General features: G+C 69.9%; 13 protein-coding genes and 1 pseudogene. 6 read left to right on the top strand and 8 right to left on the bottom strand.

The window, feature by feature from the left end:
• Positions 1-19 precede the first annotated feature (19 nt).
• Positions 20-727, bottom strand: a complete 708-nt coding sequence (locus ACM26Y_RS02200; protein WP_416062535.1) for a type 1 glutamine amidotransferase — start codon at positions 725-727, stop codon at positions 20-22.
• A complete protein-coding gene (locus ACM26Y_RS02205; protein WP_416062536.1) occupies positions 720-1973 on the bottom strand; it encodes a MurT ligase domain-containing protein in 1254 nt (417 codons plus the stop codon). The genes ACM26Y_RS02200 and ACM26Y_RS02205 overlap by 8 nt, the downstream gene beginning before the upstream one ends.
• A gap of 156 nt (positions 1974-2129) precedes the next feature.
• On the opposite strand from ACM26Y_RS02205, the gene ACM26Y_RS02210 reads away from it, so the two are divergent.
• Together ACM26Y_RS02210 and ACM26Y_RS02215 are read left to right on the top strand one after the other, a co-directional pair.
• Complete coding sequence (locus ACM26Y_RS02210) at positions 2130-3548, top strand: potassium channel family protein (RefSeq protein WP_416062537.1); 1419 nt, start codon at positions 2130-2132, stop codon at positions 3546-3548.
• A gap of 42 nt (positions 3549-3590) precedes the next feature.
• Positions 3591-4142, top strand: a complete 552-nt coding sequence (locus ACM26Y_RS02215; protein ID WP_416062538.1) for a DUF488 family protein — start codon at positions 3591-3593, stop codon at positions 4140-4142.
• On the opposite strand, the gene ACM26Y_RS02220 is transcribed toward ACM26Y_RS02215, so the two are convergent.
• From ACM26Y_RS02220 to leuA, 3 genes are all read right to left on the bottom strand, one after another.
• Entirely contained in the window at positions 4139-4921 is a 783-nt protein-coding gene (locus ACM26Y_RS02220; protein ID WP_416062539.1) for a crotonase/enoyl-CoA hydratase family protein, read from the bottom strand. The two genes, ACM26Y_RS02215 and ACM26Y_RS02220, sit on opposite strands and share 4 nt — an antisense overlap.
• A gap of 25 nt (positions 4922-4946) precedes the next feature.
• Positions 4947-5321 carry an SHOCT domain-containing protein gene (locus ACM26Y_RS02225; RefSeq protein ID WP_003935354.1) on the bottom strand — a complete coding sequence of 125 codons (375 nt, stop codon included), beginning with the start codon at positions 5319-5321 and terminating at the stop codon, positions 4947-4949.
• A 132-nt stretch (positions 5322-5453) separates the two neighbouring features.
• Positions 5454-7262, bottom strand: coding sequence for a 2-isopropylmalate synthase (gene leuA / locus ACM26Y_RS02230; protein WP_003935353.1), 1809 nt, complete (start codon positions 7260-7262; stop codon positions 5454-5456).
• Positions 7263-7616: 354 nt separating this feature from the next.
• On the opposite strand from leuA, the pseudogene ACM26Y_RS02235 reads away from it, so the two are divergent.
• A pseudogene (locus ACM26Y_RS02235) lies at positions 7617-8832 on the top strand (DUF4185 domain-containing protein).
• A gap of 15 nt (positions 8833-8847) precedes the next feature.
• Here ACM26Y_RS02235 and ACM26Y_RS02240 read toward each other — a convergent pair.
• The gene (locus ACM26Y_RS02240) at positions 8848-10017 is read right to left on the bottom strand and encodes a low temperature requirement protein A (protein ID WP_416062540.1); all 1170 of its coding nucleotides are present in this window, start codon (positions 10015-10017) and stop codon (positions 8848-8850) included.
• 209 nt (positions 10018-10226) lie between these two features.
• Here ACM26Y_RS02240 and ACM26Y_RS02245 point away from each other — a divergent pair, with 209 nt between their 5' ends.
• Both ACM26Y_RS02245 and ACM26Y_RS02250 read left to right on the top strand, forming a co-directional pair.
• Positions 10227-11492: an aspartate kinase gene (locus tag ACM26Y_RS02245; protein ID WP_003935350.1), complete on the top strand. Its 1266-nt coding sequence runs from the start codon at positions 10227-10229 to the stop codon at positions 11490-11492.
• 3 nt (positions 11493-11495) lie between these two features.
• Entirely contained in the window at positions 11496-12527 is a 1032-nt protein-coding gene (locus ACM26Y_RS02250) for an aspartate-semialdehyde dehydrogenase (RefSeq protein WP_416062541.1), read from the top strand.
• A gap of 91 nt (positions 12528-12618) precedes the next feature.
• On the opposite strand, the gene ACM26Y_RS02255 is transcribed toward ACM26Y_RS02250, so the two are convergent.
• Positions 12619-13005, bottom strand: a complete 387-nt coding sequence (locus tag ACM26Y_RS02255) for an SPW repeat domain-containing protein (RefSeq protein WP_003935348.1) — start codon at positions 13003-13005, stop codon at positions 12619-12621.
• Between the two features lie 101 nt (positions 13006-13106).
• Here ACM26Y_RS02255 and ACM26Y_RS02260 point away from each other — a divergent pair, with 101 nt between their 5' ends.
• The gene (locus ACM26Y_RS02260; protein ID WP_054373300.1) at positions 13107-13682 is read left to right on the top strand and encodes a TetR/AcrR family transcriptional regulator; all 576 of its coding nucleotides are present in this window, start codon (positions 13107-13109) and stop codon (positions 13680-13682) included.
• 73 nt (positions 13683-13755) lie between these two features.
• On the opposite strand, the gene couM is transcribed toward ACM26Y_RS02260, so the two are convergent.
• Positions 13756-14235: a p-hydroxycinnamoyl-CoA hydratase gene (gene couM, locus ACM26Y_RS02265; RefSeq protein ID WP_054373299.1), complete on the bottom strand. Its 480-nt coding sequence runs from the start codon at positions 14233-14235 to the stop codon at positions 13756-13758.
• Between the last annotated feature and the right edge of the window lies 1 nt (position 14236).

Here is a 14236-nt window from a genome sequence, read left to right on the forward strand (position 1 = left end):
GATGTGCGCGGGCGCCGGGTCAGGCCAGTCGCTCGCGCCGCAACTGCTCGACCTCCGGCAGATCCAGCGGCGGCAGCGAGTCCGCGCCGAGCGCGCGTGCCAGCAGCAGGTCCGCCAACTCGGGATTGCGGGCCAGGACCGGTCCGTGCATGTAGGTGCCGATCACCGAACCCTGCACCGCGCCCTCGACGCCGTCGCCCACGCCGTTGCCGACACCCCGGGTGACACGGCCCAGGGCACGGGCATCCGGCCCCAGGGTCGTTCCGCCGCGGTGGTTCTCGAATCCGGTCAACGGCAGGTGCAGCGCGTCGTCGAGGGGAGTGGTCACCACCTCGCCGATGGCGCGGGTCTGCTGCGGAGCGGTGGTCACGTCGAGCAGGCCGACGCCGTCGACGCGTTCGCCCGCCGACGTCTGGTACCAGTTGCCGAGCACCTGGATGGCCGCGCAGATCGCCAGTACCGGGGCGCCCCGCTCGGCTGCCCGTTGCAGACCCGGATGCCGCTGCAGATGCCGTGTGGCGAGGCGTTGCGCCGAGTCCTCGGCCCCGCCGAGGGTGTACAGGTCCAGGGAATCGGGCACCGGGTCGGTCAGGTTGATCGATACGACCTCGGCGTCGTGGCCGCGCATCCGCAGGCGCTGCCGCAGGACCAGCGCATTGCCGCTGTCGCCGTAGGTGCCCATCACATCGGGCAGTACGAGGCCGATCCGCACGGTGGACTCAGACATGCGCAGCTCCCTTCGCCAGGGCGGTGTTCAGATCCCGGAACGCGGTGTAGTTGGCCAGGACCTCGACCCGTCCGGGCGGGCACGACGCAATGGCCCGGACCGGATCGGCCACCAGCGTGTGCTCGACCCCGGCGTAGGTCAGCCGCACGGCCAGATCGGTGCCGCGTTCGCCGGACGCCACCACCTGCACGCCCTCGAAGTGCTCGAACCGCACATCCCACAGCCACGACAGGTCCTCCCCGTCGGGTACCTGCCCGTTGACCGCGATGACCAGACCGTCGACCGTCGGGTCGATCATCGACAGGGCCTCCTGCCAGCCGGCCGGGTTCTTCGCCAGCAGCATGTGCACCGAGTGCGGACCGACCTGCACGGTCTTGTACCGGCCGGCGACCTCCTCGACGACACCCGCGGCGGCGACGGCCGCGGCCGGATCTGCGCCGAGGGCGACCGCCGCGGCCACCGCCTGCGCGGCGTTGCCCCGATTGGCGCGCCCGGGCAGGGTCAGCGTCATCGGCAGCACCAGCCCGTCCGGGCCGTAGAGATTCTCGTCGTCGACCCACCAATCCGGTTCGGGCCGCGCGAATTCCGAGCCCGTGCTGCGCCAGTGCCCGTCCTCCCACAGGATCGGCTCGCCGGTGCGGGGGCAGCTGACCGAGTCGCCCGCCCACCCGGCACCCGCTGCCACCCACACCACGTTCGGGTGGTCGTAGGCGACGGACGTGACGAGCACGTCGTCGCAGTTCGCGACGACCACCGCGTCCGGGTGCCGTTCGAGACCGGCCCGCAGCTTGCGTTCGATCATGTTGATCTCGCCCACCCGATCGAGCTGATCGCGGCTCAGATTGAGCAGCACGATCGCTTCGGGGTCGAGGGCGTCCGCGACGTGCGGGGTGTGCAACTCGTCGACCTCGATCGCCGCGAGCGGCGCGTCCTGGTTGGCGACCAGCGCCGCGACGATTCCGGCGTCCATGTTCGCCCCGTCGGCCTGGGTGGCGACGGAGTCCATCGTCTCCAGTGCCGCCGCCGTCATCCGGGTGGTGGTGGACTTGCCGTTGGTGCCGGTGACCAGGACGGTGCGCCGGCCCCGGCCGAGCTGCTCCATCAGGCGCGGATCGATCTTCAGCGCGACGAGACCGCCGATCATCGACCCTTTGCCACGTCCCGCCTTCAGCGACGCCCACGAGGCGGCCTTCGCTGCGCGCAGCGCCAGCCGCCCGCGCCCGGTGATTCGAGTGCTTGTACCCACGTCGCGAGTTTTCCACAGCGGACACGGCAGCGCCGCGGCGCCGCCGTGTCCGCGCCGTCACACGCCGCTGCGCCGGTGTGAATCGCTCACAGAACCGGCGGTGCCGGATGCGTCCCCCCAGGTGGCGTGGTCCCCTGGGGCGGGGAGGTGGTCGCCATGGCGGATGCGGACACAACCAGCGGGAACACGGGTACCTACGTCGTGGTGGGCGACACCACGGTCGCGCGCCGGGTCTGCGCCTCGCTCGTCGCCCTGGGCTGCGCCGTGCGGCACGCGCCGCGGCCCGACGACGAGGAGCTGCGGGCCCTGCTGGACCGGTCGCCGGTCGCCGGGATCGCGGTGCTCCTGCAGGACGACGTGGTCGCCCTGCGGTATGCGCTCGCCGCGGCGCATCTGCAGCCGGACGCACCGATGGTCGCGACGATCTTCGACCGCACGATCGGCGATCAGCTCGCGCGGTTCCTGCCGCAGTGCGACGTGACGTCGCCGGCCGACCTTGCTGCCGCGTCCCTGGCCGGTCCGTGCGTGGCCCCCGACCTGCTGGCCGTGACCTCCACCCGCGAACCGCGCGGCATCCGCGTGGCCGGTGACGTGCTCGACGAGGTGCCGGTGGCGGTGCCGCGCCGCATGGTGTGGCAGCGGTGGGCCGGTCAGCTCACCGCGGTGCTGCGCACGCACGAGACCGGCACGCGCATCCTGCTGGCCGGGCTGCTCGGGCTGGCGGCGGTGCTGTTCGGCGACTGGGCCTGGCTGACCTTCGGGGAGGGCAAAGGAACGATCGACGCGTTCCACGAGGCAGTCCGCGTGGTCACCACGGTCGGACCGGCGGCCGACCCGCACAGCAACGAGGCATACGCCGCGATCGCGTCCACCGCGATGCTGGCGACGATCGTGTTCACCGCCATGTTCACCGCCGGGGTCGTGGACCGGCTGCTGGGCCCGCGCCTGACCGCGTTGTTCGGCCCTCGTTCGCTGCCCCGCTCCGGGCACGTGATCGTCGTGGGCCTCGGGCAGGTGGGTCTGCGACTGTGCCGGGAGCTGCGGGACCTCGGTATCCCGGTGGTGGGTGTCGAGCGGGACACCAATGCGCGCAATCTGCGGCTGGTGCGCGACCTGAACATCCCCGCAGTGGTCGGCGACGGCGGCGACCGCCGGCTGCTCGAGCGCGTCGGGGTCCGTCGGGCGGTCGCGCTCGCCGCGGTGGGGTCCGACGACCGGGACAACGTCGCGGTCTCGCTCGCCGTCCAGGGCATCGCACCGGGCCTGCGGCTGGTGTTGCGCGCCGGGGAGCGCGAGGTGCTCGCCGAGACGGGCTCGCTGCTGCCGCTCGGCGTGATCCGCGACGTGACCAGCCTGAGCGCGACCTACGTGCTCGCGCGCCTGCTCGGTCGCGAACCGCTGGGGGTGGTCGCCGGGGCGGTGCATGTGCACCTGCGCCTCCCGGACGGCCGGTTCGAGGAACTGCCGATCGCGTCGCCGGGTGGCTGCCGGCACGCGCCGGCCGCGGGCGTGGGGACGGGCATGCGACAGCCGGCAGCGGGGTATGCCGGGCGGGTGGGTATGCCGGCGGAGTGAGTACGCCGGAGGGAAACCGACCCGAGGGAAGGGATCGTCGCGATGCTGCTCTCCGTAGGGCACGGACGGCTCGACCGGACGCAGCTGGCCGAGCTGCTGCATTCCGCCGGCGTCGAGTCGCTGGTCGACGTCCGCCGCTTCCCGGGCAGCCGGCGCAACCCGGACCTGTCGAGCGACGCGATGACGCAATGGCTGGCCGATGCCGGCATCGACTACCGGCTCGAGCGGCGGCTCGGCGGCCGGCGGCGGCTCCCTGCCGGGACCACACCCGAGGACTCGTGGTGGCGGGTCGAGCAGTTCGCCGCCTACGCCGCCCACACCCGCACCGAAGAGTTCGCCGACGCGCTCGACGGGCTGCTCGAGGAGTCCGCACGGCGCCGGACCGCGATGATGTGCAGCGAGAGCGTGTGGTGGCGATGCCACCGCCGCCTCGTCGCCGACATCGTCGTGCTGCGTTTCGACCGCGACGTCGAGCACCTCATGCACGACGGCCGCCTACTGGCGCACGAGGCGGCGCCGGGTGCCCGCATGCGGGCGGACGGGCAGGTGGTGTGGGACGGCAGTGGCGTGGACGGCAGTGGCGCGGACGGTTAGGTACCGGGCTCACTGAAACTGCCGTGCCGCCCGGCACCGCCGGCGAACCGGGACGCGCCCTCGAGCGTGTCGTGCGCCAGGGAGACCGCGCCGTGCCGGAACTCGTTGAGCAGGGCCTGGTCCTCGGCGAGCCCGTGCTGCTCGAGCAGCGAGAGGCGGTCCCGTCGCAGGCAGGTCTGCGGGAAGGCGGCGATCTCGGCCGCGAGCGCCCGGGCCGCGGTGAGTGCCTGGCCGACGGGGACGAGCCGGTTGACCAGCCCGATGCGCAATGCCTCCTCGGCGTCGACGGCGCGGCCGGTCAGGACGAGATCCATCGCGCGGCTCTCGCCGATGAGCCGCGGCAGCCGCACCGTGCCGCCGTCGATCAGCGGCACGCCCCAGCGGCGGCAGAACACCCCCAGCACCGCCCCCTCCTCGGCGACGCGCAGATCGGCCCACAGGGCCAGTTCGAGCCCGCCCGCCACGGCGTGCCCCGAGATCGCGGCGACGACGGGCTTGGACAGCCGCATGCGCGACACACCCATCGGCCCGTCCCCGTCCGGGGCGACCCGGTTCGGCTGTCCCTCGCTGATCGCCTTCAGGTCGGCGCCGGCGCAGAAGGTGCCACCGGTGCCGTGCAGCACGGCGACCGCCGCGTCGTCGTCGGCGTCGAAGGCGCGGAAGGCGCCGGCCAGCGCTTCGGCCGTCGCCCGATCGACGGCGTTGCGCACGTGCGGACGGTTGATGCCGATGCTGGTGACGGGCCCGTCGCGGTCGACCACCACCGGATCCGACGTCATTGCTCTCGGTCCTGCGGGCGGGTGGTCAGGACAGCGCCTTGGCCTTGAGGGCCTGGTACTCGGCTTCGGTGATGGTGCCCGCGTCGAGCAACGCCTTGGCGTCGGCGATGTGCTCGGCAGGGGACTTGCCGGCGACCTCGCGGATGTAGCTGTCCTGGGCCTGCTTGACCTGCGCGTATTCCTTAGCGGAGCGCTCGGCCATGCCCTTGCCGTTGACGATCAGGTAGATCAGTGCGGTCAGGAACGGCACGAAGATCAGGAAGACGATCCAGATCGCCTTGATCCAGCCGGACTGCTGGTGGTTGCGGAATAGGTCGCCGATGATCGAGAAGAGCACCATCAGGTACGCGATGAACGCGAAGCTGACGATGATGAACCAGATGATGTCCCAGAAATCCATGTGACGCTCCCTTTCGTGGGGCACGCGCGAGGTGGGAAAACGCGGAATGCGGCGGCACTCCCCGGGGAAGAGTACCGCCGCATTCGTCCGGATTCCTGCCGAATCGACAGGCGTTCGTGGGACTCGAAAGGCTCAGTGCGCCCGGTTCACCGCCGACACCACCGCGCGCAGCGAGGCCGTCGTGATGGACGGTGCGATTCCGGCGCCCCAGACCAGAGCTGTGACGCCGTCGGGCCGGGTCACGTCCGCCTCGACGTACGCGGCGGCGAGCGCGTCGTCGCCGGCCGACATGGCGTGCTCGGCGTAGCCGCGGACGGCCACCTGGTAGCCCAGGGATTCCAGGGCGTCGACGAAGGCCGCGAGCGGCCCGTTGCCGGACCCGGTGATCTCCTGCTCCTTGCCGTGGTACTTCACGACCGCGGTGACGGTGTCGGTGCCGTCGTCGGTCTCGGCCGCCGTGACCTTCTGCCGCATCCGCTCGAGCGGAGTGGTCGGAGCCAGGTACTCCTCGTGGAAGATGTCCCACATCTCCTTGGGGCTGACCTCGCCGCCCTCACCGTCGGTGACCCGCTGCACCGCCTGCGAGAACTCGATCTGCAGCCGCCGCGGCAGGTTCAGGCCGTGGTCGTGCTTCATGATGTACGCCACGCCGCCCTTGCCGGACTGCGAGTTGACCCGGATCACGGCCTCGTAGCTGCGGCCCACGTCCTTCGGGTCGATGGGCAGGTACGGCACCGCCCAGGTCAGGTCGTCGACGTCGGTGCCCGCGGCGTCGGCGTCGGCCTTCATCATGTCCATGCCCTTGTTGATGGCGTCCTGGTGGCTGCCGGAGAAGGCGGTGTAGACCAGGTCGCCGCCGTAGGGGTGCCGCTCGGGCACGGGCAGCTGGTTGCAGTACTCGACGGTGCGGCGGATCTCGTCGATGTCGGAGAAGTCGATCTGCGGATCCACGCCCCGGCTGAACATGTTCAGGCCCAGGGTCACCAGGCACACGTTGCCGGTGCGCTCGCCGTTGCCGAACAGGCAGCCCTCGATGCGGTCGGCGCCGGCCTGGTAGCCCAGTTCGGCGGCCGCGACGCCGGTGCCGCGGTCGTTGTGCGGGTGCAGCGACAGGATGATCGAGTCGCGCTTGGCCAGGTTGCGGTGCATCCACTCGATCGAGTCGGCGTAGACGTTCGGCGTGGCCATCTCGACCGTGGCCGGCAGGTTGATGATCACCGGGTTCTCGGGGGTCGCGCCCAGGGTGTCGACGACCGCGTCGCACACCTCCTTGGCATACGACAGTTCCGTGCCGGTGTACGACTCGGGGGAGTACTCCCACCGCCAGTTCGTGTCGGGGTGGTTCTTCGCCTCTTCGAGCACCAGCTCGGCCGCGTCGGTGGCGATCTTCTTGACCGTGTCCTTGTCCGCCCGGAACACCACGCGGCGCTGCAGGATCGACGTCGAGTTGTAGAAGTGGACGATGGCCGTGTGAGCCCCTGCGCACGCCTCGAAGGTGCGCTTGATCAGTTCGGGACGGGCCTGCGTCAGCACCTGAATGGTGACGTCGTCGGGAATCGCGTTGTCCTCGATGATCTCCCGGACGAAGTCGAAGTCGGTCTGGCTCGCCGACGGGAAGCCGACCTCGATCTCCTTGTAGCCCATGCGTACCAGCAGGTCGAACATGCGCCGCTTGCGGGCGGGGCTCATGGGGTCGATGAGCGCCTGATTGCCGTCACGCAGGTCCACGGCGCACCAGGCGGGTGCCCGGTCGATGATCTTGTCCGGCCAGGTGCGGTCGGGCAGCGTGACCGGCTCGACCTCCTCGGCGAACGGCCGGTACCGGTAGGTCGGCATCGAAGAGTTCTTCTGCTTGTTCCACCCCGGCTGATCGGCGGGAGCGGGCTTGCTCGGCGGCGTGATCGTGCGCGAGCCGGAGGTGAATGCGTCGGCGGGTGACATGACGTAGCTCCAAAAAATGGGGACCGGTGAGTCCGGATGAGGATACGACCGGCGCGACAACACCCCGCGACGGGAAGCCGGTCTGGTCAGATCCCGCCGCGGCGGCCGAGGAGAAGCGCGCGCTGCATGCCAGGCAGTGTACTCGTCGGCCCCGCCGGAGCCCACCCGGAGGTGGGAGGTTCCACGACCGGCCCCCGGCAGCCCGGCTCGCGCGAACGTGACGGGATCGATACGGAGGGCCTCGTCGCGGTCCGTGCCGATCCAATACGTTGACCTCATTCGTCACATGAGCATCACCTGTCACAGAAGTCCTGCGGAAGATGCGATCCGGTCATCCGGACGGGAGGAGAGTCCATGAGCGCGGTCCGGTCGGCGACGACGTTCTCCTCCGCGCTGCTGCTGGCGCTCGGCTGCGCGGTGCCGTTCGCCGCCACCGCTCACGCCGAACCCTGCGGGAATTCCGGACCCGGAAGCAGCGGTTTCGGCAGCAGCAACCCCGGTGCCGGGACACCACAGGGACCCCTTCCGACGCTCACCTCCGGTCCCACCCGCACCGTCGCCTGGGTCACCGGGCCGCGCAGCCCGAACCGGACCGGCACCCGGTTCTCCGTCTCGGGTACCGACCTGGGAATCATGTGGGACAACGGTGAAACCGGCCCCGGCCGCCAGGTGCTCATGGCCTTCGGCGACACCTTCGGCGACTGCTCGGTCGAGGGCGACGAATGGCGCCGCAACATCCTCATGCGCAGCGCGGACACCGATCTGTCGGACGGCATCGCCGTACCCGACCCCCATCCCGGCGATCGCTATTCCGGTGCGCCGGTGCTCGCCTCCGACCCGAACTTCGCCCGGGAGATCCTCGGCAGCATCGGCATCGACGGCGTCGAGACCACCGTCGTGCCCACCGCCGCCGTTGCCGTCGGCGGCACCCAGTACATCAACTTCATGTCGGTACGCGCCTGGGGCGACCCGGGAGAATGGTGGACCAACGCCTCCGCCCTCGCGTACTCGACCGACAACGGTGAAACGTGGACCGTCGACCCGGCCACCGCGCGGATCAACACCCGTGGAGGTGCCCGGCGTCCAGCAGCTGGCCGTCGGCAATGCCGGGTTCCAGCAGCACGCGTATGTGAAGCACGAGGGATACGTCTACGACTTCGGCACGCCCAACGGCCGCTTCGGACCGGCCTACGTCTCCCGCGTGCCCGAGGCGCAGATCCGTGACCTCGGCGCTTACGAGTTCTGGACCGGCACCGGCTGGGTGCTCGGCGGAATCGATGCGGCGGTGCCCGTCGTCGACGGCCCGATCGGCGAGATGTCGGTCCACTGGACCGGCAGCACGGTCGTCCTCCTCTACGGCAACGAGGAAGGCGGCCGGATCGAGATGCGCACGAGCGCGCGGCCGGAGGGCCCGTGGAGCGCGCCGCGCGTGCTCGTCACCAGCGATCGGATCAGCGGCCGGTACGCGCCGTACATCCACCCGTGGTCCAGCGGCAACGACCTCTACTTCGTCGCGTCCCGCTGGAACGACTACAACGTGATGCTGCTGCGCACGACCATCGGGGGATGAGCCGCCCGTCCGGGCTCAGCCCCCGTGACGGATCGTCTCGCGCGGCTCGGCATAACGGACGGTCTCGTACCCGATGAGGACGAGCAGCGCCGCCACCAGGATGCCGAGGGTCGCCAGCGCCGGGACGTGCCCCACCACGGGAAGGAGTGCGAGCAGGACGACCGCCGTCGCCGCCCGGGGAACCTCGACGCGGCCATCCGCGTAGGCGCGGAAGAACACCAGGGCGAGGAGATAGAGCGCGGCCCCGCCGTACAGGCCGGCCAGCGGCCAGCCCTGGAGGGGATCGGTGAGCCGATGATGGTTCCCGTCCCCGACGTAGGCGAGGATCTTCTTCAGGCCCAGCGAGAGCATGACGATTCCGATCACCATCGGGAGGTGGGCGTAGCTGTAGCAACGCTGGGCGATCCGGATCAGCCGAGTCCCGGTCGCCGCGTCGAAGGCCTTCTCGACGGCCAGGGACGTGACGTCGAAATACGCCCACCACAGCAGCGCCGAGACGGACAGACCCAGCAGCGACGCGACGATGATCGCCCAGGAGATCGGCAATGCCGCGACGCCGATCCCGATCGAGACGATCGACTCACCGAGGGCGACGATCACCATGAGTCCGTGCCGCTCCGCGAAGTGGCTCACCGAGCGCAGCCGCCATCCGGTGCCCCCGGCCAGGGTGCCGAGGTAGTCGCCCGCCAGGGCGAGGATCCACAGCACCGTCTGCGCAGGTCCGGACAGCTGCGAGGCGATCAGCAGGAACGCCGTTCCCGCCAGCATGCTCGGAAGGAACCGGAGCACCTGCCGCCGCAGCTGCGGATCGTCCCGGCTCAGGACGAGGAACGTCGACAGGTGGATCAGGCGCACGGTGAAGTAGCCGACCGCGAAGATCACCGGTCCGTCGAGGCCACCCGGCATGTCGTCGAACGCCTCGGGAATCGTCAGGGCGACGACGAACACGGCCCCCATCGCGGCGAACATCACCACTCGCATGAGCCCCTCGTCGGCCCGGGCGAGATTGCCCAGCCACGAGTAGCCGACCCACACCCACCACAGCACCGCCATGACGAGGGCGGCGCGCAGCACGTCGACGCTGCTGGTGTCCACCGCCATGAGGTCGGTGACCCGGGTCAAAGCGAAGACGAACACGAGATCGAAGAACAACTCGATGGGGGAGGCGGAGGAACGTTCGTCCACCGCTCGGACCTGGAGGCGCCTGCCGATGCTCACGCCAGGAGATGCTGTCACCGCCCGAGGCCGCTGTCACGCCCGACGGTTCCGGCCCTCGCCGCAGGCAGGGATCGGACGGCTGCCGGGTGCCGGGGCAGGTCGGGCCGCATCCCTCCGGGCCGCATCGGTAAGCTGGTCCCCTGGACTTGCACCCAAGACCCCGGAGGTTCGCCAGCGTGGCACTCGTCGTCCAGAAGTACGGAGGATCCTCGGTCGCGACGGCCGAACGGATCCGGCGCGTCGCTGAGCGGATCGTCGAGACCAAGAAGGCGGGCAACGACGTCGTCGTGGTCGTGTCGGCGATGGGCGACACGACCGACGAGCTGCTCGACCTCGCTCAGCAGGTGTGCCCCGCCCCGCCGGCGCGTGAGATGGACATGCTCCTCACCTCCGGTGAGCGCATCTCCAACGCCCTGGTCGCAATGGCGATCCACTCGCTCGGCGCCGAGGCACGCTCGTTCACCGGCTCCCAGGCCGGCGTGATCACGACGGGCAGCCACGGCAACGCGAAGATCATCGACGTCACCCCCGGCCGCGTCCGGACCGCGCTCGACGAGGGCAGCATCGTCCTCGTCGCCGGTTTCCAGGGCGTGAGCCAGGACAGCAAGGACATCACCACCCTCGGCCGCGGCGGGTCCGACACCACCGCCGTCGCCCTGGCCGCGGCACTGGACGCCGATGTCTGCGAGATCTACACCGACGTCGACGGCGTCTTCACCGCCGACCCGCGCATCGTCAAGGACGCGCAGCGGCTCGAGAAGGTCTCGTTCGAGGAGATGCTCGAGCTCGCGGCCTGCGGCGCGAAGGTGCTCATGCTGCGCTGCGTCGAGTATGCCCGCCGCTACAACGTGCCCGTGCACGTTCGTTCGTCGTACACCACCAAGCCCGGCACCATCGTGTCCGGATCGATGGAGGACATCCCCGTGGAAGAGGCTCTGATCACCGGCGTCGCGCACGATCGCGGCGAGGCCAAGGTCACCGTCGTCGGCCTGCCCGACACTCCCGGCTACGCCGCGAAGGTGTTCCGCGCCGTCGCCGAGGCCGAGATCAACATCGACATGGTGTTGCAGAACATCTCCAAGGTGGAGACCGGCAAGACCGACATCACCTTCACCCTGCCGAAGAGCGACGGCCCGCGTGCCGTGGAGCTGCTGAGCAAGCAGCAGGAGGAGATCGGCTTCACCCAGGTGCTGTTCGACGACCACATCGGCAAGGTCTCGCTCGTCGGTGCCGGCATGAAGAGCCATCCGGGCGTCACGGCGAAGTTCTGCGAGGCTCTCGCGGACGCGGGCATCAACATCGATCTCATCTCGACCTCGGAGATCCGCATCTCGGTGCTCGTCGACGACACCGAACTCGACGACGCGGTGCGCGCCCTGCACGCCGCTTTCGAACTCGGTGGTGACGAGGAAGCCGTCGTCCACGCCGGAACGGGACGGTAGATCATGACCACCATCGCAGTCGTAGGTGCCACCGGCCAGGTCGGCATCGTCATGCGCACCCTGCTCGAGGAGCGCAACTTTCCCGCCGACAAGGTGCGGTTCTTCGCCTCGGCCCGCTCGGCCGGCAAGAAGCTGCCGTTCCGCGGTGAGGAGATCGTCGTGGAGGACGCCGCGGCGACCTCCGACGAGGACCTGAAGGGCATCGACATCGCCCTGTTCTCCGCCGGTGCGACGCTCTCGCGTGCCCAGGCGCCGCGGTTCGCCGCCGCCGGGGCGGTCGTGGTCGACAACTCCTCGGCCTGGCGCAAGGACCCCGAGGTGCCTCTCGTCGTGAGCGAGGTCAACCCGCAGGAGGCGAAGAACCCGCCGAAGGGCATCATCGCCAACCCGAACTGCACCACCATGGCCGCGATGCCGGTCCTGAAGGTGCTGCACGACGAGGCCGGCCTGCAGCGGCTGATCGTCTCGAGCTACCAGGCGGTCTCCGGCAGCGGCATCGCCGGCGTCGAGGAACTGCTCGGTCAGGCCCGCGCCGTCATCGGCGACGCCGAGAAGCTCGTGCACGACGGCAGCGCCGTCGACTTCCCGGCCCCGGACAAGTACGTCGCGCCGATCGCATTCAACGTCCTGCCGCTCGCGGGTTCGCTCGTCGAGGACGGCAGTGGCGAGACCGACGAGGACCAGAAGCTGCGCAACGAGTCCCGCAAGATCCTCGGGCTGCCGGATCTGCTGGTCTCGGGTACCTGCGTGCGTGTGCCGGTGATCACCGGCCACTCGCTGTCGATCAACGCCGAGTTCGAACGCCCGCTGTCGGTGGAGCGCGCGAAGGAACTGCTCGCGAACGCCCCCGGCGTGCGCCTCGTGGACGTTCCGACGCCGCTGCAGGCCGCCGGCCAGGATCCGTCGCTGGTGGGCCGGGTCCGGCAGGACCCGGGCGTGCCGGACGGCCGCGGACTCGCGCTGTTCGTCTCGGGAGACAACCTGCGGAAGGGCGCTGCCCTCAACACCATTCAGATCGCCGAACTGCTGGTGTAGGTTCTTCGGACTCCCGAAGGGGAGGTTGCCGCGACACGTCGCCGGCAACCTCCCCTTCGGCGTTCTCGGTGGGCGTTCTCGGTAAGTCTTCTCAGGGGGCCGTCGATGCGTAGGCGCGGCGTTCCTGCTCCCGGGTCGACGCCGTGACGTCGGCGGACTCGTCGGCGAGGTACGCGCTGCTGCCGACGAGCATGATGAGCGCGCCCGCGATCCACGCGGTCCAGGCTGCTCCGTCGCCGGCGAACTGTCCGATCCAGGGCGAGATGAACAGGATCAGGCCGACGACGGACAGGGACCAGTGATCCTTGGTGGGATCACGGGCGATCAGCGACCACAGGGCGTAGATCGCGGCGATGGCCCCCAGTCCGAGAGTGACGCCGGAGCCGACGGCGGTGGTGTCGAACCACACCGACGCGGTCATGGTGACGATGCCCAGGATCAGGGCGATCGCTCCGGCGAACGAGTTCGAGATCTTCATGTGCGCACCTCTCTTCGAATCGCTACATGTTGCGTAGCTACAGAGAGTGTAGCGCTGTTGTAGGATGATCGTCGAAGTCGGGACGGCGGACGGAGTGAGGCATGCGGTCGGGTGAAGGCACTGCGGTCGGTGAGGGCACTGCCACGCCGGAGGAACGCATCGCCGACGCCGTGCTCGAGCTGCTGCGTCGCAAGGGGCCCAAGGCGGTGACGATCGAGGCCGTGGCCGCACACACGGGCATGGCCCGCACCACCATCTACCGCCGCTACCGCGACCGGGACGAGATGCTCACCGCGGTGATGGAGCCGATCGCGCAACCGTCGCCTCCCGCGCCGGATGCCACCGCGCAGCAGGTGCTGACGTGGCTGGCCGAGCAGTCCCTGCGTTCGGTCGAGGGGGGCGTCGGCTTCGGCGGTCTCGCCGCGCTGGTGACCGATGCGGATCCCGCGTTCACCGGTCTCATCCGCTCGGTACTCGTGCGCCACCGCAGCACCTTGACGGAGGTCGTGCGGCGCCACATCGACCGGGGGACCGTGCGGACCGACCTCGACGTCGAGACCTTCCTCGACTGCATCGTCGGCGCCTATTTCGCGGAACGGGCCCGCAGCGGTGGCATCGCCGCCGACTGGAACGAACGGGTCGCGCAGACGCTGCTGCCCGCGTTCGTCCGGCCGTGAGTCGGCCTGGAACGAGCGAATGTGCCCTTCAGCCGACAGAAGGGCACATTCGCTCGGTTGCAGGCGGCGGCTGCTACTCGAACATGCGGTAGACCGCCTCGACGACGACGGCGGGCCGCTCGCTGCCCTCGAGCTCGATCATGCCGTCGATCGTGATCTGCACGCCGCCCTTCGGCAGCTTCTCGAGCGACTTCAGCGTGGCGTCGAGGCGGACCTTGCCACCGGCGGGCACGGGATTGGTGAAGCGGACCTTGTTCAGGCCGTAGTTGACGGCCATAGTGACACTGTCGACCTTCAGGACCTCGCTCCACATCGGGATGATCAGGGAGAGCGTCAGGTAGCCGTGGGCGATGGGCCCACCGAAGGGGCTCTCCTTCTTCGCCCGCTCGACGTCGAGGTGGATCCACTGATGGTCGTCGGTGGCGTCGGCGAAGGTCTGGATCCGGTCCTGCTCGATCGCCATCCACGAGCTGACGCCGAGCGGTTGCCCGACGAATGCCTCGAGGTCGGCCAGGGTGGCGACGTGGGTGGTGGAGGTGGCGGGGATGGTCATG

The organism is Rhodococcus indonesiensis (assembly GCF_047782815.1).
GTDB classification, from domain to species: domain Bacteria; phylum Actinomycetota; class Actinomycetes; order Mycobacteriales; family Mycobacteriaceae; genus Rhodococcus; species Rhodococcus indonesiensis.

Bases quoted from the DNA above. Each gene is read 5' to 3' on its own strand.
- ACM26Y_RS02255 (WP_003935348.1), bottom strand. From the start codon at position 13,005: ATGAAGATCTCGAACTCGTTCGCCGGAGCGATCGCCCTGATCCTGGGC.
- ACM26Y_RS02210 (WP_416062537.1), top strand. From the start codon at position 2,130: ATGGCGGATGCGGACACAACCAGCGGGAACACGGGTACCTACGTCGTG.
- ACM26Y_RS02220 (WP_416062539.1), bottom strand. From the start codon at position 4,921: ATGACGTCGGATCCGGTGGTGGTCGACCGCGACGGGCCCGTCACCAGC.
- ACM26Y_RS02200 (WP_416062535.1), bottom strand. From the start codon at position 727: ATGTCTGAGTCCACCGTGCGGATCGGCCTCGTACTGCCCGATGTGATG.
- ACM26Y_RS02215 (WP_416062538.1), top strand. From the start codon at position 3,591: ATGCTGCTCTCCGTAGGGCACGGACGGCTCGACCGGACGCAGCTGGCC.
- ACM26Y_RS02260 (WP_054373300.1), top strand. From the start codon at position 13,107: ATGCGGTCGGGTGAAGGCACTGCGGTCGGTGAGGGCACTGCCACGCCG.
- leuA (WP_003935353.1), bottom strand. From the start codon at position 7,262: ATGTCACCCGCCGACGCATTCACCTCCGGCTCGCGCACGATCACGCCG.
- ACM26Y_RS02225 (WP_003935354.1), bottom strand. From the start codon at position 5,321: ATGGATTTCTGGGACATCATCTGGTTCATCATCGTCAGCTTCGCGTTC.
- ACM26Y_RS02250 (WP_416062541.1), top strand. From the start codon at position 11,496: ATGACCACCATCGCAGTCGTAGGTGCCACCGGCCAGGTCGGCATCGTC.
- couM (WP_054373299.1), bottom strand. From the start codon at position 14,235: ATGACCATCCCCGCCACCTCCACCACCCACGTCGCCACCCTGGCCGAC.